19 protein-coding genes are annotated in these 19,663 nt (G+C 60.9%); 15 read left to right on the plus strand and 4 right to left on the minus strand.

Going from position 1 to position 19,663, the window contains the following annotated elements; all coding sequences use genetic code 11:
* Positions 1-14: 14 nt before the first annotated feature.
* The 4 genes from J5289_RS25775 (at position 15) to J5289_RS25790 (ending at position 3,353) form a co-directional block, all read left to right on the plus strand.
* Positions 15-341 carry a hypothetical protein gene (locus J5289_RS25775; protein WP_209185556.1) on the plus strand — a complete coding sequence of 109 codons (327 nt, stop codon included), beginning with the start codon at positions 15-17 and terminating at the stop codon, positions 339-341.
* A 152-nt stretch (positions 342-493) separates the two neighbouring features.
* Positions 494-1,198, plus strand: a complete 705-nt coding sequence (locus J5289_RS25780) for a TIGR02117 family protein (RefSeq protein ID WP_209188069.1) — start codon at positions 494-496, stop codon at positions 1,196-1,198.
* 69 nt (positions 1,199-1,267) lie between these two features.
* On the plus strand, positions 1,268-1,936 hold the full coding sequence (locus tag J5289_RS25785) for a response regulator (RefSeq protein WP_111221015.1): 669 nt from the start codon (positions 1,268-1,270) through the stop codon (positions 1,934-1,936).
* The gene (locus J5289_RS25790) at positions 1,926-3,353 is read left to right on the plus strand and encodes a sensor histidine kinase (RefSeq protein ID WP_209185554.1); all 1,428 of its coding nucleotides are present in this window, start codon (positions 1,926-1,928) and stop codon (positions 3,351-3,353) included. The genes J5289_RS25785 and J5289_RS25790 overlap by 11 nt, the downstream gene beginning before the upstream one ends.
* A 53-nt stretch (positions 3,354-3,406) precedes the next feature.
* On the opposite strand, the gene J5289_RS25795 is transcribed toward J5289_RS25790, so the two are convergent.
* The 3 genes from J5289_RS25795 to J5289_RS25805 form a co-directional block, all read right to left on the minus strand.
* The gene (locus tag J5289_RS25795) at positions 3,407-4,288 is read right to left on the minus strand and encodes an ABC transporter permease (RefSeq protein ID WP_142825053.1); all 882 of its coding nucleotides are present in this window, start codon (positions 4,286-4,288) and stop codon (positions 3,407-3,409) included.
* A gap of 14 nt (positions 4,289-4,302) precedes the next feature.
* Positions 4,303-5,121, minus strand: coding sequence for an ABC transporter ATP-binding protein (locus J5289_RS25800; protein ID WP_209185553.1), 819 nt, complete (start codon positions 5,119-5,121; stop codon positions 4,303-4,305).
* Between the two features lie 97 nt (positions 5,122-5,218).
* A complete protein-coding gene (locus tag J5289_RS25805) occupies positions 5,219-6,232 on the minus strand; it encodes an ABC transporter substrate-binding protein (protein WP_142825055.1) in 1,014 nt (337 codons plus the stop codon).
* A 203-nt stretch (positions 6,233-6,435) separates the two neighbouring features.
* On the opposite strand from J5289_RS25805, the gene J5289_RS25810 reads away from it, so the two are divergent.
* From J5289_RS25810 to J5289_RS25820, 3 genes are all read left to right on the plus strand, one after another.
* On the plus strand, positions 6,436-6,738 hold the full coding sequence (locus J5289_RS25810; protein ID WP_209185552.1) for a hypothetical protein: 303 nt from the start codon (positions 6,436-6,438) through the stop codon (positions 6,736-6,738).
* Between the two features lie 183 nt (positions 6,739-6,921).
* Entirely contained in the window at positions 6,922-7,380 is a 459-nt protein-coding gene (locus tag J5289_RS25815; protein ID WP_111221020.1) for a helix-turn-helix domain-containing protein, read from the plus strand.
* Between the two features lie 257 nt (positions 7,381-7,637).
* Positions 7,638-7,883 carry a hypothetical protein gene (locus tag J5289_RS25820; protein WP_209185729.1) on the plus strand — a complete coding sequence of 82 codons (246 nt, stop codon included), beginning with the start codon at positions 7,638-7,640 and terminating at the stop codon, positions 7,881-7,883.
* An 18-nt stretch (positions 7,884-7,901) separates the two neighbouring features.
* Here the strand turns inward: J5289_RS25820 and J5289_RS25825 are convergent, their stop codons facing one another.
* Positions 7,902-8,567, minus strand: a complete 666-nt coding sequence (locus tag J5289_RS25825) for a TetR/AcrR family transcriptional regulator (protein WP_209185551.1) — start codon at positions 8,565-8,567, stop codon at positions 7,902-7,904.
* Positions 8,568-8,772: 205 nt separating this feature from the next.
* Here J5289_RS25825 and J5289_RS25830 point away from each other — a divergent pair, with 205 nt between their 5' ends.
* The 8 genes from J5289_RS25830 (at position 8,773) to J5289_RS25865 (ending at position 19,634) form a co-directional block, all read left to right on the plus strand.
* On the plus strand, positions 8,773-9,978 hold the full coding sequence (locus J5289_RS25830; protein ID WP_142825059.1) for an efflux RND transporter periplasmic adaptor subunit: 1,206 nt from the start codon (positions 8,773-8,775) through the stop codon (positions 9,976-9,978).
* A gap of 8 nt (positions 9,979-9,986) precedes the next feature.
* Positions 9,987-13,133, plus strand: coding sequence for an efflux RND transporter permease subunit (locus J5289_RS25835; protein ID WP_142825060.1), 3,147 nt, complete (start codon positions 9,987-9,989; stop codon positions 13,131-13,133).
* Between the two features lie 132 nt (positions 13,134-13,265).
* On the plus strand, positions 13,266-14,288 hold the full coding sequence (locus J5289_RS25840) for a zinc-binding alcohol dehydrogenase family protein (protein ID WP_209185550.1): 1,023 nt from the start codon (positions 13,266-13,268) through the stop codon (positions 14,286-14,288).
* 195 nt (positions 14,289-14,483) lie between these two features.
* Entirely contained in the window at positions 14,484-15,620 is a 1,137-nt protein-coding gene (locus tag J5289_RS25845) for a transporter substrate-binding protein (protein WP_209185549.1), read from the plus strand.
* Complete coding sequence (locus J5289_RS25850; RefSeq protein WP_209185548.1) at positions 15,617-16,201, plus strand: ANTAR domain-containing response regulator; 585 nt, start codon at positions 15,617-15,619, stop codon at positions 16,199-16,201. The genes J5289_RS25845 and J5289_RS25850 overlap by 4 nt, the downstream gene beginning before the upstream one ends.
* Positions 16,201-17,049 (plus strand): ABC transporter permease, encoded by an 849-nt coding sequence (locus tag J5289_RS25855; RefSeq protein WP_209185547.1) that lies wholly within the window; start codon positions 16,201-16,203, stop codon positions 17,047-17,049. The genes J5289_RS25850 and J5289_RS25855 overlap by 1 nt, the downstream gene beginning before the upstream one ends.
* Complete coding sequence (locus J5289_RS25860) at positions 17,049-17,969, plus strand: ABC transporter permease (protein WP_209185546.1); 921 nt, start codon at positions 17,049-17,051, stop codon at positions 17,967-17,969. Before J5289_RS25855 ends, J5289_RS25860 begins: the two co-directional genes overlap by 1 nt.
* 30 nt (positions 17,970-17,999) lie before the next feature.
* Entirely contained in the window at positions 18,000-19,634 is a 1,635-nt protein-coding gene (locus tag J5289_RS25865; protein WP_209185545.1) for an ABC transporter substrate-binding protein, read from the plus strand.
* Positions 19,635-19,663 lie beyond the last annotated feature (29 nt).

Here is a 19,663-nt window from a genome sequence, read left to right on the forward strand (position 1 = left end):
TAGGGAGTTCAAACATGTCCAAGATGCTTTCTATCGCCGGCCTCGGCCTGGCTCTCGCCGGCAGCATTCTCGTCGGCTCGGCGACCATTGCAAGCGCCCAGAACCTCGACATCCAGGTTGGCCCGAACGGCATACGTCCGGTCATCCGTGACCAGGACCGCGACCGCGGCCCACGCGGCGAGTGCAGCCCCCGCGAAGCCATGGCCGCTGCGCGCGACGAAGGATACCGTCATCCGCGCATCGTCCGCGTCACCGATCGCCGCGTGGTGGTCGAAGGCATGACGGAAGAGGGTCTCGACCGCATCACCTTCGCCAACCGCCCCGGTTGCCCGGAAACCTGATCGAAAAATATACGCAACCGCTTCAGCCCCGCTTTCACGAGCGGGGCTTTTCATTGCGGTGAAGGCGCTCCTGCCAAGGGTGCTGGAGGTTATCGAGCGCCTGTGCAACAAGCGTTTCGCTGACGGGACGAGTGGGCTGGATAGAGACGTTCATGCGTTTGCTTTTGAAATTTTTGCGTGTCGTCGCAATCCTGGCCGGTGTGGTCGTTGCTTGCGGCATACTCGGCGTGCTCGTACCCCACCCACCTGCCCGAGATGTCGCCGACGCATCCAGAAACCATCGCATACTGATCCTCAGCAACCCTATCCACACCGATATCGCCATTCCAGTCGATGACGAACTTCGCAGGGAGTTCGACTTCCTGCCATCCGCGGGTCTCGATTTTAAACTCGATGGTGTGCGCTATGTCATCTTCGGATGGGGCGGGCGGGCGTTCTACACGGAGACGCCGACATGGTCGGAGCTGAAGACCATTCCAGTGCTGAAAAGCCTGACCCTTGATCGCTCCGTCATGCATGTGGAACTCGGCGGAGAAATTCCGGTGGGCAGCCCCTATGCCATGACGGTCAATCTCGATGACGCCGGCATGGCAGAGCTGCGCAAGGCGGTACGTCGGAGCTTTGCTGAAAGCGCCGGCGCCCCTTCCGTTTTGAATGGCTTCGCCTACGGTCCCTACGACGCGTTTTACGAGGCCAACGGGTATTTCAATGTGATTGCGGGCTGCAATACATGGACTGCGGCCATGCTGCGGCGCGCGGGTCTCACCACGGGATGGTGGACGCCCATGCCCTTCATGCTGCGGCTGGCGCTCCGGCTTCACAACGGTGCCGACAGCCTGCCTGCCGTGTCGTCCTAGAACTCGGACTTAGGCAGGCCATCGGTGCCGGCTCTCGTCATATGGCGGGCTTGGCCTTATAGTCGCCGGATGAGGATTCTCCTGGTCGAAGACAATCGCGAACTCGCATCCTGGCTCGGCAAGGCGCTGAGACAGGCGCATTATGCCGTCGACATCGTCCATGATGGCGAAGATGCCGAGCATTCGCTAAAAGTTGCCTTTTACGCCGCCGTCGTTCTCGATCTTTCATTGCCGAAGCTCGATGGTTTGACGCTGCTCAAGCGCCTGCGGCAGGGCGGCAACAAGGTGCCCGTCATTATCCTGACGGCGAACGCAAGCCTCGACGGTCGCGTTGCCGGATTGGATAGCGGCGCTGACGACTACCTCGCAAAGCCCTTTGAGATGCCGGAGCTCGAGGCCCGCATCCGCGCGCTGGTGCGCCGCGGTCACGACCGGGCAGCACCCGAGATTGTCGTCGGAGATCTGTTCTTCGACGGCGGGACGCGACAGTTCAAGCTGGCGGGCGATCTCCTTGCACTGACGCCGCGCGAACACTCCGTTCTGGAGCATCTTGTGATGCGGGTCGGCGTGACAGTCAGCAAGGACCGCTTGTCGGAAAGCGTCTTCGGGTTTGACGACGCTGCCGATCCGAGCGCCATCGAGATCTATGTGCATCGCGTCCGCAAGAAGCTGGAGGGCAGCAGCGTCCAGATCGCCACCCTGCGCGGCCTCGGCTATATGTTGCGCCATGCGGAGTGAGGGCGACACCGGCTTCCTTGCAAGGCCAACCCGAGTATTCGCAAGATTGCGCGACAGTCTGCGCGTCCAGCTGCTGACCTGGGTACTGCTGACGCTCGCCGGCGTCATCTGCGTCAATCTCTATCTGAGCTACAAGTCGGCGGAGGCTACGGCCGATCTCGTCACCGATCACACGCTGCTTGCCGCGACGCGGGTGATCGCCGAGGCGATGCGGGTCGATGCATCAGGCACGGTCGAAGCCAACATCCCGCCGGCAGCCCTCGAGATGTTCGATACCGGTTTCGGCGACCGGGTGTTCTATCAGGTCATCACCGCCTGGGGCGGCCTTGTGGCCGGCCTGCCGGACCTGCCTCAGCCGAAGGCCCCGCAACTGGCCGAGGACGGCGTCTTCCGCGGTGATCCGGTGCGGGCCATGACGCTGATCCACCCGATCGTCGGTCTCGGCGAGGACGGGACTATTTCTGTGACGGTGGCCGTCACCCATAACAGCCAATACGCCATGCGCCGCCGCCTTTGGCTTTCGGATTTCACCAAGCAGCTGGTGCTGGTGGTGATCGCCAGCCTGGTAACCATCATCGGCCTGCAGCGGGGGCTGGCGCCGGTGCTCAGGCTGCGCGATGCAGTCAGGGAACGCGGTCGCAATCGGCTAGATCCGCTGTCGCCCGATATGGTGCAGAGCGAGCTGCAACCCCTCGTCCATGCGCTCAACGACCATATGGAGCGGGTACAGAACCAGATGGCGGCCCAGCGCCGGTTTGTCTCCAATGCCGCGCACCAGCTGCGCACGCCGTTGGCGCTGATCTCGACGCAGGCAAGCGTCGCTGCGCGTGAGGGCGACCAGACGAAGCGCGACGAGGCGCTGCAGGCGTTGCGTTTGAGCACCCGACAGGTAACGCGCCTTGCCAGCCAGCTGCTGACGCTGTCGCGCGCCGAGCCCGGCAGTCGACGTCCGCGCAGCGATGTCATCGATCTCGCCGCCACCGCTCGTCAGGTGCTGGAAAGCCAGGCGGAAGAAGCGCTGCGCCGTCACATCGATCTGGGCCTGGAGGCCGAAGGGCCCGTGCATGTCGAGGGCGACGGCACGATGCTGCGCGAGATGCTGGTCAACCTGGTCGACAATGCGTTGCGTTACGGCTGTCGCGAGGGTGGCGTCGTCACCGTTTGCGTGCAGCGCGATGGTGCGACGGCGATCCTGACGGTCGAAGACGATGGTCCGGGCATCGCGGAATCGGAGCGTGGGCCGGTGTTCGAAAGGTTCTACAGGGTGATGGGCACGGAATCCGAAGGAAGCGGTCTCGGTCTGGCCATCGTGCGCGAGGTCGTTGACGGCGCTGGCGGCACGGTCGAACTCAGCGAGGCTTCGGCGGGTGGTCTGCTGGTCACCATTCGCCTGCCGCTGGCAGTCGTCCTGCCATAGAAGAGGCCGGGTTGGAGCCCGGCCCTTTCTGGATCGATATGAAGATCGTATGCCTATTGGGCATCCATATGTTGCTGTGGCCGCCACTTGGCCAGTCGGTTCTCGACCATCGTCATGATGAACTCGGCAATCAGTGTGACGAACATGACGAGGATGATAGCAGCAAACATGCCGGCGGCATCGAAGGTGCCCTTGGCAATCGAGATCAACTGGCCGATGCCGTAGCGTGCACCCACGAATTCGCCGACGATGGCACCGATGATCGCGAAGCCGAACGACACATGCAGGCTGGCGAAGATCCAGCTCATCGCCGATGGCACGATCACTTCCCGTGTTACCTGCCAGTCGGAGGCGCCGAGGATGCGGGCATTGGCAATCATGTTGCGGTCGGCTTCACGCACGCCCTGGAAGGCGTTGGCGAAAACTACGAAAAACACCATGATGAATGCGAGCGCTACCTTCGACGCAAGGCCGAGGCCCATGATCATGATGAAGATCGGGGCAAGCACGACGCGCGGAATAGAGTTGATCGCCTTGATATAGACCGAGAAGATGTCGGCCAGGAACCGGTTGCGGCCAAGGCCGACGCCGACGAGGACGCCGGTGATCGAGCCTGCGAAGAAGCCGATCAGGGCTTCCTCCATGGTGACCCAGAGATTGTACCAGAGCGAACCTTCCGTCGTGCCCTCGGTCGCCCATTCGTAGAGGCGTGAGGCGATAGAGCTCGGACTGGAATAGAAGAACGGGTCGATTATGTTGAAACGTGACGTCAGTTCCCAGAGCGCGATCGTTATGACGAGAATGGCGATCTGCCAGAAGAGGACAAGCTGCTTGCGCCGGGCGATTAGCTTCAGCGCTGCTGCTTCGATCTCGGCATCCGACGTGCCGGCGCGGAAAATCGGCGCGATGCCGGTTTCGAGTGTGGTGATTGACATGATCCGATCCTCCCTCAGGCTGCTTCGCTGGCGCGGCGATAGCTGGTCTCGACCTCCTGGCGGAGATCCTCCCAGATGGTCTTGCAGTAATCGATGAAGCTCTGCTCGTAGCGGATTTCCGAGACGACGCGCGGACGCGGCAGATCGATCTTGTAGACCGACTTGACCGTCGCCGGTCCTGCTGTCAGCACGTAGACCTTGTCGGCCAGCGCCACGGCCTCCTCGAGATCGTGGGTGACGAAGACGACGGACGCCTTGCGCTCGGCCCAAAGCTTCAGCAGTTCTTCATGCATGACGGTGCGTGTCTGCACGTCGAGCGCCGAGAAGGGCTCGTCCATCAACAGGATTTCCGGCTCGTTGATGAAGGTCTGGGCGAGCGAGACGCGCTTGCGCATGCCGCCTGAAAGCTGGTGGGGATAATGGTGGAGGAAGCGGGTGAGACCGACGCGTGCCAGCCAGTCCTTGGCGGTGCTCTCGGCTTCCGCCTTCGACTTGCCGCGAAACAGCGGCCCGGCCATGACGTTGTCTATGACGTTCTTCCACGGAAACAGCGCATCCGTCTGGAAGACGAAGCCGACGCGCGGATCGATGCCGTCGACCGGACCGCCCATCAGGCGGACTTCGCCGGCGCTCGGCTTGTTAAGGCCGGTTACGAGATTGAGGGTCGTTGACTTTCCGCAGCCTGTCGGGCCGACGACGGCGACGAATTCGCCGCGTTCCACGGTCATGTTGAAATCGCGAAGTGCCGTCAGCGACTTGCCGGTCGGCGAGACGAAGCGCAGGCTGACATTGATCAGCTCGATCGCCGGTCCCTGGGCGTTATCCTGTTGCATTTTCATACCTGGTGCGTGCCTGTCTAGGGGCGTGCACGCCTTGCCCCGGACGATCGATGGACCGCTTCCGATGTCTGCCGGAAGCGGGCAGAAGCGCTTACTTGACGTTCTTGACGTATTCCGTCGTGTACGTCTTCGACAGGTCGATCTGCTTGCCCTTGACGTTCTTCGAGAACTCCGAGAGCACGGTGAGGACTGTCTTCGGACCATCTTCCGGCATCACGCCATCAGGCGTGAACATGCCCTTGCCGGCCTCGAGCGCCTTGATGTAGCCGTCCTTGTCGCCGACGTAAAAATCCTTTGGCATCTTGTCTGCGATCTCGGCTGCAGAATGGGTGTTGATGAAACGCAGCGTCTTGACGAAGGCGTTAGCCAGCTTCTGGGCCTCTTCCTTGTGGCTGTCGATCCAGGCATTCTCCATATAGAACGAGGCTGCCGGATAGGTGCCGCCCAGTGCGGCGCGAGTCGATTCGACAGTACGCATGTCGACAAGGATCTTCGCCTCGTCTGTCTTCAGCATGCGCGAAATTGTCGGCTCGGTGGTCATGCCGGCCTGGATCTGGTCCTGCTGCATCGCGGCGATAAATGTGCCGCCAGCGCCGACAGGAATGGTGACAACGTCGCCCGGCTTCAGGCCTGCCTTGGATGCCATGTACAGCGTCAGGAAATTGGTCGACGAGCCGAGGCCGGTGACGCCGAGGTTCTTGCCCTTGAAATCGGCTGGCGACTTGATTTCGGGATGCTTGGTTGAAACGAGTTCGACTTCGCCGGGCGCCTGGCTGAACTGCACGAGGGATTCCACGAACTTGCCCTTCGCCTGCAGGTCGACGCAATGGTCGTAGAACCCGACCACGCCCTGCACTGCGCCGGCCAGCAGCTGGTTCTCGGCGTCGACGCCGGCCGCTTCGTTCAGCAGCTCCACGTCAAGGCCTTCGTCCTTGAAGTAGCCGAGTGCTTCCGTCAGCTTGGCCGGCAGGTAGATCTGCTTTTCGAAACCGCCGACCATGATGGTGATCTTGTCAGCAGCCTTTGCAGCGGTGGTTGCGCCGAGCGATGCAGCGGCCATAATGGCGGAAAGGGCGACGCAATGAAAAAATGCGTTGGAACGCATGGGATATCTCCTCCTGTTGTTGGCACCGTTCTCAGCCCTTGTCGGGCATGGGCTCCTCCACGATGCGTCTGCAACTTAGCGCTCCAACCTTTCATTCCGCTTTCAGTGGAAAACTTACGCGACACATCCCGCAATCTTTACTCGCGATGCCTCCGCGAAAGCGCTAGACGGAGTATATTGCTGACGACCGAAGAGGGACAAACATGAAAATTGCGCTTGCAGCCCTGGCCCTGCTTTGCCTCGCATCCCCCGCGCTGGCGATATCGCGCTACATCTCCACAGACCGTACCTGCGGCGACGTGCAGCAGATTATTGCCAGGGAAAAGGCAGTCCTGCTGCGCTATTTTTCGCGCCGCGGCAACATACAGGTCTATGATCGCTACGTAACAGACAGCGCCAAATGCGACTTCGGATCCTATGCCGCCAGCGCCTATGTTCCGACCAGCGACAATCCCAGCTGCCCGGTTCGAAACTGCCGCTCATCCTCGGCTATCCAGCCCCGATAGGCGCTGCGCTCGCTGATCAAAATATATGCGGTTTGTGAAATTTGCATACAGAGCGCGTTTTTTACGCAGCAGGTGTCGTTTTTCGAACAAATTTGGCATATATCGTACCGCAGCGTTTTCCTGAGCATTCCAAGTGGCTGAATGTTAGGGTTGTCATCGCCTTTTGATCCAGGAGACTGTGCAGTGACTGCAAAAGTACCAAACCCAATCGACATTTACGTCGGCTCACGAGTTCGTATGCGACGCCTGATGCTGGGTATGAGCCAGGAGCGGCTTGCCGACCAGATCGGCGTTACATTCCAGCAGGTCCAGAAATACGAAAAAGGCACCAACCGCATCGGTGCCAGCAGGCTGCAGACGATTGCCGGCGTTTTGGCGATCCAGGTAAGCTTCTTCTTCCAGCAGGATAATTCCCAGTCCATCACGACAGATGGCATCGGGCACTTGAACGGCCTCGACGACCTCTCCGAATTCCTGACCTCGAAAGAGGGACTGGGATTGAACAAGGCTTTTATGAAAATCGGTGACGCCGGCATTCGCCAGTCAATCCTGACGCTCGTGACATCCCTTGCCGACGCATCCGAAGCCGCACCGGCAGCAGTCGCTGTGACGACAGAAGCTCCCATTACACTGCACCATTGAACGCACGGTCGTTTGACCGCTGATCTGATCCAGAACGCGCGCCCTATGAAATCAGGGCGTGCTTTTTTTTGATAACACCACATGCCTCTACGGGCGTATTGGCGAGTCTCTCATCTATAAATTCCTTTTAAAGTTGTAACTAAAAATGAGCCGCACCCAAACGCTGTGTCACGGCTGTTGTCACGCGCCAATGTCCAGTGTCTGCGCTATAGAAACCGCGGAATGCGAACAACTTCGGCAGCGCATGTGGGGCAGCAATGACAACGATACTTCCTAATGAAAACAGAGAGATCGATTCCGACACCCTAAAGGAACTGGCATCGATTGCGCGGCTCATCACCTATGCCCGCGAGAGCGCCAAGGGAATGAATGCCGAGTTTCCAGTTTGGTGCCTGGATCTGGCGCTTGGCGCCGTGCTGCAGGAAATGTATGCGGCCCGCGATCCGCAGTCCCTGATGGGCGAAATGGACGACGACGTCTGCGCCATGGCGCAGCGACACTGATCCGTCCGCATAGCTTCCTCAAGGGCGTGGCAGCGCGCCCTTGAGGAAGACTTCGAAACAACAGCGCAGATGTTCGTTTCTCGCCTCGCGGCTCGGCCAGTGGTCTAGATTGCCCGGCATGGGAGCCAGCGCTCCCATCACCATGCTGAGCAGCATACGGGCCCCGCTTTCGGTATTCCGGATGCTGATTCGCCCGCGTTCGTTTTGTATCTGCAGCCATTCCGCAAGGAGGGTTCGCGATTGCTGCAGGCCGTGTTTGTGCAGCAGCCCGCCGATTTCCGGAAACCTCTCCGCCTCTCCCACGATAAAGTGAATGAACGCCTGGCGATCCCTGTCGACCTCCTCATCGATGTCGATCATGAAGATTTGCTCAAGCGTTTCCATCAGCGGCAGTGTCTCTGTCTCGTCGCGTGGAAGTGCCACCATCGATGCGCGATGAAGGTCGATCATCGCCATGAAAAGCTCTGTCTTGCTGGAAAAAAGCTTGTAGAGTGTCTGCTTGGAGACTTTGCAGCGCATTGCGACCAGATCCATTGTCGTACCGGCGTAACCCATCTGGTGGAAGGTGCTGCGAGCCTCGGCAATGATCATCCTGCGCCGTGTGTCGTCGCTTGCAGTCTGCGGACGGCCACGCGGGCGGCGGACAGCTTCTGCAGCAACCGTTCCTTGAGTCTGATTTTTCATTGACAAACTCCGGGAGCAATTGACATTAACGGCTACAGATATATTTGCCATACCGTGTCGTACTGTAAATAACAGGACTGGAAACCGCAACGTGCAAAACTCCGCCTCCTCTTCGCATGTGTCGCAACGCTCGTCTGCTCCGACGGCCCGGAGCCGGAGCGCCTCGATTGGCAGGGTAGTTGCGCTCGCTGCGGCGGGCCTTGGTATGGCCCTGTTGGTTGCCGGTTGCAACGAGCAGAAGTCCGGACAGAACAACGCGCCGGCGGTGAAGCCCGAGGTTTCCGCCATAGTGCTGCACCCGCAATCCGTCGCGATTACGGCGGAACTGCCGGGAAGAACCTCCGCCTACCTGACGGCAGACGTCCGCCCGCAGGTCGGCGGCATCATTCGCAGCCGAAATTTCAAGGAAGGCAGCGAAGTCAAGCAGGGCGATATCCTGTACGAGATCGACCCCAGGCCTTATCAGGCATCCTACGACAGCGCCGTGGCGGCGCTTCAGAAGGCGCAGGGTGCACTTCCCAGCGCGCAGGCGAAGGTCGATCGCTACAAGGGTCTGAGCCAGCAGAATGCTGTCAGCCAGCAGGATTTCGACGACGCCAACTCGACACTGTTGCAGGCGAAGGCAGACGTCGCGTCCGCCCAGGCTTCACTTGAAACCGCCCGCATCAATCTCGACTACACGAAGATCCGCGCTCCGATCGACGGTCGCGTCGATGCATCCACCGTTACCGTCGGCGCGCTCGTGACCGCCGATCAGACGACAGCGCTGACGACGATCAACAAGCTCGATCCGATGAATGTCGATGTGACTCAGTCGAGCACCAACCTGTTGAAATTCCGCCGTGCTGTCGATGAAGGCCGCCTCAAGACCAGCGGTGACAATGTCGCCGTGCACCTGACGCTGGAAGACGGCTCCACTTACAAGGAAACGGGCAAGTTTCAGTTTGCCAACGCAACAGTGGCTGAAACCGTCGGTACGATCAGCGTCCGGGTTATCTTCCCCAACCCGGACCGCACTCTTCTGCCCGGCATGTACGTGCGGGCGAACATCGAAGAGGGTGTGGCTCCGAACAGCTTCCTCGTTCCGCAGCGCGCCGTGGCTCGCAACACCAAAGGCGAACCGACAGCAATGTTCGTGACGCCCGAAGGCAAGGTCCAGGCCCGGACGCTGGTCGTCCAGCGCAGCTATGGCAACAGCTGGCTTGTCAGCGAAGGCCTGAAGGACGGCGATCGGGTGATCATCGAAGGCGGTCAGCGCGTCAAGGATGGGCAGGACGTCAACGTTTCGATGGTGACCATCGACGACGCGACCGGCAACATCAAGCAGGCTTCCGCTGACCCGAAAAAGTCGACGGATCAGGCTAGCCTCGTAAATACCGACAAGGGTGCCGCCAGCGGCATCGCGGAGTAAGCTGCACGATGTCACGTTTCTTCATCGACCGCCCCATCTTCGCGTGGGTCATCGCCATCGTCGTCATGCTCGCGGGCGCACTTGCGATCACGACACTGTCGATTTCGCAGTATCCGCAGATCGCCCCGACGACAGTGCGCATCACGGCCAACTACACCGGTGCCGATGCGTCGACGGTCGAAAACTCGGTGACCAAGGTCATCGAGCAGGGCATGACAGGTATCGATAACCTGGACTACATGACCTCGACGTCGACCTCGACCGGGCAGACCTCGATTTCGCTGACGTTCACCAATGCCGCCGATCCTGATACCGCACAGGTTCAGGTGCAGAACAAGCTGTCGCTCGTCCAGTCGCAGCTGCCCAATTCCGTTACCAGCACCGGTATTACCGTCTCGAAATCCACCTCCAACTTCCTGATGGTCATCGGCTTCGTGTCGATGGACGACAAGCTTAATGCCAACGATCTCGCCGATTATGTCGACAGCACTCTGAACGATACGATCAAGCGTGTAGAGGGCGTTGGCGACACGACGCTGTTCGGTTCTAACTACGCCATGCGCATCTGGGTCGATCCGGACAAGCTGGCCAAGTACCAGTTGATGGTCAGCGACGTCTCGACCGCCATCGAAGCCCAGAACAGCCAGGTCGCCGCTGGCCAGCTGGGTGCGTTGCCGCAGCGCAAGGGCCAGGAACTGAACGCAACTGTAACGGCCAAGAGCCGCCTGCAGACACCGCAGCAGTTCGAAAACATCATTCTGAAAAGCCTTCCGAACGGTTCGCTTGTCCGCATCAACGACGTGGCGCGCGTTGAACTCGGCGCAAAGAGCTACGCAAGCTCGAGCACCTATAACGGCCATCCGTCTGCCGGTCTTGCTATCCAGCTTGCAGCCGGGGCGAATGCTATCAGCACGGCTGAAGCCGTCGAGTCGACCATCAACGCCCTGAAGCAGACGCTGCCGGCCAATGTCGAGGTCGTCTATCCCTACGACACGACGCCTTTCGTACGGCTGTCGATCGAAGACGTGGTCAAGACGCTGATCGAGGCCATCGTCCTCGTGTTCATCGTGATGTTCGTGTTCCTGCAGAACCTGCGGGCAACCTTGATCCCGACGCTTGCTGTACCGGTTGTGCTGCTCGGAACCTTCGGCATCCTGTCGCTGTTCGGCTACTCGATCAACAACTTGACCATGTTCGGGATGGTGCTGGCAATCGGCCTGCTCGTCGACGATGCCATCGTGGTGGTTGAAAACGTCGAGCGCGTGATGGAAGAGGAAGATCTTTCCCCACGCGATGCGACGATCAAGTCGATGGGCGAAATCACCGGCGCGCTTGTCGGTATCGCGACTGTGCTATCGGCTGTGTTCATCCCGATGGCGTTCTTCGCGGGCTCGGTCGGCGTCATCTACCGCCAGTTCTCCGTGACCATCGTGTCGGCCATGATCCTCTCGGTCATCGTCGCGCTTATCCTGACGCCGGCACTTTGCGCCACTCTGTTGCGCAAGCCGAAGCACGGTTCGAAGACCAAGGGCGTATTTGGCTGGTTTAACCGCAATTTCGATCGCGGCAGCCATGCCTATCAGCGCGGCGTCGGCGGCATTATCCGGCGCAGCTGGGTCGGCCTCGTCGTATTCGTGCTGATCGTCGTCGGTGTCGGCTTTCTGTTCACGCGTCTGCCGAGCTCGTTCCTGCCGGACGAAGACCAGGGCATTCTGATCACCAGCGTCACCTTGCCACCGGGAGCCACCGATGCCCGCGCTAAGGAAGTGCTGGGACAGGTGCGCGATTATTATCTGAATACCGAGAAAGACTATGTGGACGGCGTCTTTGCCGTCGCCGGCTTCGGCTTCGGTGGCCAAGGGCAGAACATCGGTCTCGCCTTCATCAAGCTGAAGGATTTCGCGTCCCGCACGACGCCGCAATCCAAGGCACAGGCAATTGCTGGTCGCGCCATGGGGGCGTTTTCGAAAATCAAGGACGGTAGCGTCTTCGCGTTGGCGCCACCGGCTATTCCTGGCTTCGGTTCTTCCAGCGGGTTTGACTTCTACCTCCAAGACGTCAACGGCCAGGGCCATGAGAAGCTGATGGCGGCCCGCAACCAGCTGCTCGGCATGGCGTCCAAAAGCCCGCTCTTGGTCGGTACCCGACCGAACGGCCAAGAGGATCAGCCGCAGTATCAGGTGGAGATCGACCAGGAAAAGGCGAGCGCACTGGATATCTCGCTAGCCGACATCGACACCACGCTGGCAACCGCCTGGGGCGGCAGCTATGTCAACGACTTCATCGACAGGGGCCGCGTCAAGCAGGTCTATGTCCAGGCCGATGCGGATTTCCGGATGCAGCCTGAGGATTTCGATCGCTGGTATGTTCGAAATTCCGAAGGCTCCATGGTGCCGTTCTCAGCCTTTGCCACGGGAAGCTGGAGCTTCGGTTCTCCTCGTCTCGAGCGATACAACGGCTCTTCCGCAGTCGAGATCCAAGGTGCTGCAGCTCCGGGGGTCAGCTCCGGTGATGCGATGAACGAAGTCAACAAGCTGGTGTCCCAGCTGCCACCTGGCTTCCGTCTGGAATGGACAGGATTGTCCGAGCAGGAAGAGTTGTCAGGCAGCCAGGCGAGCAAGCTCTACGCCATCTCGATCCTCGTGGTCTTCCTGGCGCTTGCAGCCTTGTACGAGAGCTGGTCGATCCCGCTCGCTGTCATGCTGTCGGTGCCGGTCGGCATCTTCGGGGCCCTTCTGGCGGCGACCCTCTTCGGTCAGTCGAATGACGTGTACTTCAAGGTCGGCCTGCTGACGACGATCGGCCTGGCCGCCAAAAACGCCATTCTGATCGTCGAATTCGCGCTGGAGCAGCAGAAGAATGGCAAGAGCCTGATCGACGGAACGCTCGAAGCCTCGCGGCAACGCTTGCGACCGATCCTGATGACGTCTCTGGCTTTTATTCTCGGCGTCATGCCGCTTGCCATCGCGAGTGGCGCAGGTTCCGGAAGCCAGAATTCGATCGGTATCGGCGTCATGGGCGGCATGCTTGCCGCCACCATCCTCGGCGTATTCTTCATTCCGTTGCTGTTCGTTACGACACGGCGGATCTTCAAGGGCAAGAAGCCTGAAGAGGATGTCGCAGCACCGGACGTGAAGCCGGAAGCGACCCACTAAAACGAGACTGAAAGCACAGCCCGGGAGCCGTCAAAAGACCGCTCCCGGGCTGTAGCGATTCTGGGAGGAAGTCGCTATGACAGCTTCAGAGGACATGCCCGTTCGGGAGATGTGACGGGACAGGGAGGGATCATGATCAAGGCACTGCGTATCGAAGCGGAAAACGTAACGCGTTTTCAGGAGATCGAGGCCACGCCTCTCGGACCCGGCCAGGTGCGCGTCAGCGTCCGCCATATCGGTCTTTGCGGCAGCGATCTCAACACCTTCAAGGGTCTGAACCCGCTGGTCCAGCTTCCGCGCATCCCTGGCCATGAAATTGGCGGTGTGATCATGGAAGCAGGCGAAGGCGTCTCCGCCGACTATGCGGCAGGCCGGCGCGTTATTGTCATGCCCTATACCAGTTGCGGCAAGTGTACCTCTTGCCGAAAAGGCCGGGTGAATGCCTGCCGTTACAACAAGACGCTGGGAGTCCAGCAGGATGGCGGCCTCGCCGAGGAAATCGTCCTGCCGGCTGAAAAGCTCATCCTCAACGACGTGCTGCCGCCACGCCATCTGGCCTTGGTCGAGCCATTGTCCGTCGGCTTCCACGCCGTCGAGCGCGGCCGCGTTGCCCGTGGCGACCGCGTCGCAGTGCTGGGCTGCGGCATGATCGGCATGGGCGTACTGATTGCCGCCGTCGCCCGTGGTGCTGAAGTTATCGCGGTCGATCTCAGCCCGGAGAAACGTGCTCTCGCCATGCAGTTCGGCGCCGTCGAGACGATCGATGCCCGCAGCGAGGATGTGGTGGCGCGCGTCATGGCGTGGACAAACGAAGACGGCGTCGATGTCGCCTTCGAGGCGGTCGGCCTGCCCGCTACCTTTACGCAGGCGGTCGATATCGCCTGCTTCGGCGGCCGCGTCGTCTATGTCGGCTATTCCAAGGCGCCGGTCACTTACCAGACGCAGTTCTTCAATCTCAAGGAACTCGACATCATGGGGTCTCGCAATGCCATGATGCAGGACTTCCTGGCCGTCGCCACCCATCTCCAAAAAATCGGCCAAGGCGCCGATGCCTTGATCAGCAAGGTGATTGCGTTTGACGAGGCTGAAACGGCCCTTCCCTATTGGGACGGCAACCGCAATGCCCTGAAGATCATCATAGAGCGCAACGTTTAGGGGTTGCGCGCATCTTTGCTTATAAACGCGCGCCAGGACGCTTGACAAAGACGGCATGCCTGTATTTTACTCAGGCCTGCCGAATAGGCAAATTTTAACACATGACTTCGATGTCGCCGGGCAGTTTCGCCCCCATGATGCCCCATCCAAGATGGGATCCGCGTCGTGGGGTTTTTCGCGTTTGGGTATTGAACAATGATCGACGCACTAAAGATCGGCATCCTCTTTTCGACGACCGGGCCCTATGCGTCGATGGGTCGGGATGCGCGCGACGGTGCCGAATGTGCCATCGAGGAATTTGCTGCCACGGGCGGGCTGCGCTTAGAGCCCGTCTTCGCCGATCCTCGCGCTGATCTTTCCGCCTATCTGGATGGCGCCCGCCATATGCTGCGCAACGAAGGTTGCCGCCATATCGTCGGGACGATCACCTCGGCGGCGCGCAAGGAAATCATTCCGCTGGTCGAAAAGCATGACGGCCTGCTCTGGTACATGTGCCCCTACGAGGGTTTCGAGGCCAACGAGAACGTCATTTATATCGGCGGCTGCCCCAACCAGCACCTGCTGCCGCTCTTCCAGCATCTCATCCCCCGTTACGGCAAGCGCCCCTACCTCGTCGGCGCCAACTACGTGTGGGGCTGGGAAATGAACCGGCTGGCCCGCGAGCTGATTTCCACGGCTGGCGGCGAGGTGCTGGGCGAGCGCTATCTGCCGCTCGAGGAGACTGCGGTCGAGCGCATCGTCGCGGATATTGCCGAGCGCCGGCCGAGCTTCATCCTCAACAATTTGATCGGCCCCTCCAGCTACGCATTTCTGGCGGCCATCCGCGCGCTTGCAGACCGGGACCCGGCCTTCCTGCCGGAGAATTGCCCGGTCGTCAGCTGCGATCTGATGGAGTGCGAACTTTCCGATATCGCCGCAGGTGCGGCCGTCGGGCAGCTTTGCGCCGCCTCCTATTTCGCCAGCATCGTGTCGCCCGAAAATGCCGAGTTCAAGAGCCGCGTGGCGGCGGCATTCGGGCCGGAGCGTGGCGTGTCCAGCGTTTTTGCCAGCGCCTATACCGCTGTCAAACTTTGCGTCGAGGCCATAATCGCAGCCGGTAGCGACGAGCCGCAGGCAGTGCGACGGGCGCTTCATGGCGCCTCTTGGCCGAGCCTGTTCGGTCCGCTCGCGATCGACCGGCAGACCAACCACGCGGCCCTCCCCTTTCATCTCGGACGGATCAATGCCGGCAATGGTTTCGATGTCATCGCCTCGCGTCCGGCCATCCCTGCCGACCCATATCTGACTGCGCGTCACACGATTGCGGCGCCGAAGTTGCGGGTGGTTTCATGAGGGAAACACCGAATTTCACTGGCTGGCATGCTGCGATCCTGCACAGGGAAGACAGCAACACGGAGCGCTTGATCCGCCAGCTGACACTTCTCGGCCTCAGCACATCGCTGCGCTGGGAGCCGCTCTCTGCCATGGAATGTCCGGACCTCGTGATCGTCGATGCCGATCAGGGCTGGGACGGGCTGCTCGCTTCGGCACCCGCCGCGCATCCGGCGGTGCCTGTGATTGCGCTGCTGGGTTCGGAAGCACCGGGCCGGATCGCCTGGGCGCTCGAACAGGGTGCCGGCGCGATCATCGCCAAGCCGGTTGCAAGCTCGGCCGTCTATCCGGCGCTGGTCATGGCGGTCTCCATCCACCAAGAGCGAATGGCGACGCGCTCGAAGATGGATCGTCTGGAGGAGCGCGTACGCATGCGACCGCTCGTTCATGCCGCCGTGCAAAAGATCATGGAGGCGCGGGGCGTCGGGGAAGAGCAGGCCTATACGATCCTGCGCGGCTCGGCCATGCAGCGTAGATTGCCAATGGAACAACTGGCGGCCTTCATTCTCGGCGGCTCCGAACCCTTGCCGGAGGCCGTCTGATGCGTGTCCTGAAATCGATGTTTCGCCAGCCCTCGGCGCTGTTCGGGTTGATCATCGTCATCGCCGTTGTCGTCATGGCGATCGCGGCGCCGCTGCTGGCGCCCTTCAGCCCCGATGACCAGATGTTCGATGGCCTGTCGCTGGATGGCGCGCCGTTGCCGCCCGGCGGCCCCTATCTGCTCGGCACCGATACGCTCGGCCGCGACCTGTTCTCCCGGCTGCTGTTCGGCGCCCGCACCTCGCTGGTCATCGGCTTGGTCGCCAATGGCATTGCGGTCGCCATCGGCCTCTTCATCGGTATTGTGGCTGGTTACGTGGGGGGCTTCTTCGGCAATCTGCTGATGCGCTTCACCGACCTGATGATGGCATTTCCGGCCCTGCTGCTTGCCATCGTGCTGGCGGCCCTGCTGCACCCGAGCCTGTGGATCGTGGCGATGGTCATCGCGCTCGTCAACTGGGTGCAGGTCGCGCGCATCGTCTATACCGAGACGCGCGGACTGGTGGAGCGCGACTTCATCATGGCGGAGCGCTCGCTGGGCGCCGGCCACGGCCGTATCCTGCTGCTGCATATTCTGCCGCATCTGATGCCGACGGCGATCGTCTGGGGCACGCTCGGTATCGCAACGACTGTGCTGCTCGAGGCGACGCTGTCCTTCCTCGGCATTGGCGTGCAGCCGCCGCAGCCCTCCTGGGGAAATATCATCTTCGAGAGCCAGAGCTACTTCGAATCCGCCCCCTGGTTGGTGTTCATTCCGGGCGCCGTGATCCTGCTGACCGCTTTGTCGTTCAACCTCGTCGGCGATGCGCTGCGCGACATTCTCGATCCGACCCAGAGAGGGCGCGGCTGATGGCCCTTCTCATTCTCCGCCGACTTGTCCAGGCGGCACTCATCCTGCTCGGCGTCGGCGCTATCACCTTCCTGCTGCTCTACGCACTGCCGGCCGATCCTGCCGTACTGATCGCCGGCCGTAGCGCGACACCGGCAACCGTTGCCGCCATTCGCCATGAACTGGGGCTGGACCAGCCATTGGTGCTGCAGTTCCTACATTATCTCAGCGGCATCCTCCATGGAGATCTCGGTCGATCCTATACGCAGAAGACATCCGTGCTGCCGCTGATCCTCGCCCGCCTGCCGGCAACGCTGATCCTCATGGCGGCGGGCATCCTGGTCGAAGTTGTCCTCGGTATTACGCTTGGGACCATCGCCGCCGTACGCCGCGGGGGCTTTGTCGACCGGCTGGTGATGATGGCGTCCTTCGTCGGGGTGTCCGCCCCGCAATTTGTCGTCGCGCTGCTGCTCCTCTACGTCTTTGCGGCAAAGCTCGGCTGGTTCCCCATGAGCGGCTATGGCACGCCCAACCATGTGGTGTTGCCGGCCGTGACGCTCGGCATCCTCGGTGCCGGCTGGTATGCGCGCATGGTGCGCTCGGCGATGATCGACGTGCTCAACCAGGATTATGTGCGCACCGCCCGCGCCAAGGGCCTGTCGTCGTCGCGGATCATCTTTCGCCATGCCCTGCCCAACGCCATCCTGCCGATCATCGCCATGATCGGCATCGACATCGGCCAGTTCATGGGCGGTGTCGTCGTCGTCGAGGCCGTCTATGGCTGGCCGGGTATCGGGCAACTTGCCTGGCAGGCCATCCAGCAGGTCGACATCCCGATCATCATGGGTGTCACCATCGTCTCGGCCCTCGCCATCGTCATCGGCAACCTGATCGCCGATATCGTCGCTCCGTTCATCGACCCGCGTATCCGCGCTCAATAACCAAGCAAAAACCAACAGAGGAGTTCACCAATGACAAAAACCTTCCTGCGACGTGCAGCTCTGGCTGCCATGCTCGCGACCACTTCCCTGGTGCCGGCGCTCGCCGTCCAGGCTGCCGACAAGCCTGTCGACGGCGGCAAGATCGTCGTCACCTACAAGGACGACATCGCCACGCTCGATCCGGCCATTGGCTATGACTGGCAGAACTGGTCGATGATCAACGCGATGTTCTCGCGCCTTGTCGATTACACGCCCGGCACGACCGAGTTGAAGCCTTCGCTGGCCGAAAGCTACACGGTGTCCGAGGACGGCAAGACATACACCTTCAAGCTGCGCCCAGGCGTTAAGTTCACCAACGGCCGCGAAGTGACGGCTGCCGACGTCAAGTATTCGATCGAGCGCGCCGTCAATCCGAAGACACAGGGCCCTGGCGCCGGCTTCTTCCATTCGATTGTCGGCTCCGACGCGATGACCGCCGGCACGTCACAGACGCTTGACGGCATCACTGTCGTCGACGACCACACCGTCAAGTTCACGCTGGTGCAGCCGGACGCGACGTTCCTCAATGTGCTCGCCCTCAACTTCTCTTCCGTCGTTCCGAAGGAAGCAGTCGAGGCTGCGAACGGCGACTTCGGCAAGAAGCCGGTCGGCTCCGGCGCTTTCATCCTGAAGGAATGGACGGTCGGCCAGCGCCTCGTGTTCGAGAAGAACCCGGACTACTTCGTCAAGGACCGCCCGCATATCGATGGCTATACGGTCGAAATCGGCCAGGAGCCGCTGGTGGCGCTGCTGCGTCTGCAGAAGGGCGAAGTCGATGTTGCCGGCGACGGCATCCCGCCTGCCAAATACCTCGAGATGAAGAACTCGAAGGATTTCGAAGGCATGATCGTGGATCGTCAGCAGCTGGAAACGAGCTATGTGACGCTCAACACGCAGGTAAAGCCGCTCGACAACGTCAAGGTCCGCCAGGCGCTGAACATGGCTGTCAACAAGGAGCGCATCGTTCGCATCATCAACGGTCGCGCCGTGCCGGCAAACCAGGTGCTGCCGCCGCTGATGCCGGGCTATGACAAGGACTACAAGGGCTATGCCTACAGTGTTGAGAAGGCCAAGGCACTGCTGGCCGAAGCCGGACTGAAGGACGGCTTCACAACCCAGCTCTACACCTCCAACACCGATCCGCAGCCGCGCATCGCCCAGGCGATCCAGCAGGATCTGGCGGCCGTCGGCGTCAAGGTCGAGATCAAGGCGCTTGCCAATCCGAACGTCATCGCTGCCGGCGGTACGCAGGGCCAGGCGCCGATGGCCTGGTCCGGCGGTCTTGGCTGGATCGCTGACTTCCCGGATCCGTCCGACTTCTACGGACCGATCCTCGGCTGCGGCAGTGCCGTCGCCGGTGGGTGGAACTGGTCGTGGTATTGCAACAAGGAAATCGAACCGCGCGCCCAGGCGGCCGACGCCCTGCCGCTGCCTGCCAAGGCTGCGGAGCGCAACGAAGCCTGGAAAAAGATCTTCACCGAGATCCAGGAAAAGGATGCGCCTTGGATCCCTGTGTTCAACGAGCGCCGGGTCGTTGCCAAGTCGAAGCGGATGGGCGGACCGGATGAGATCTACATCGATCCGACCCGCGTCATCGATTACGAAGCGATCTTCGTCAAGAAGTAAGCCGATCGGTTCAATACCTCCCTGGGCAT

Origin of the sequence: Rhizobium sp. B230/85, from assembly GCF_019355735.1 — a bacterium.
GTDB classification, from domain to species: Bacteria; Pseudomonadota; Alphaproteobacteria; order Rhizobiales; family Rhizobiaceae; genus Rhizobium; species Rhizobium rhododendri.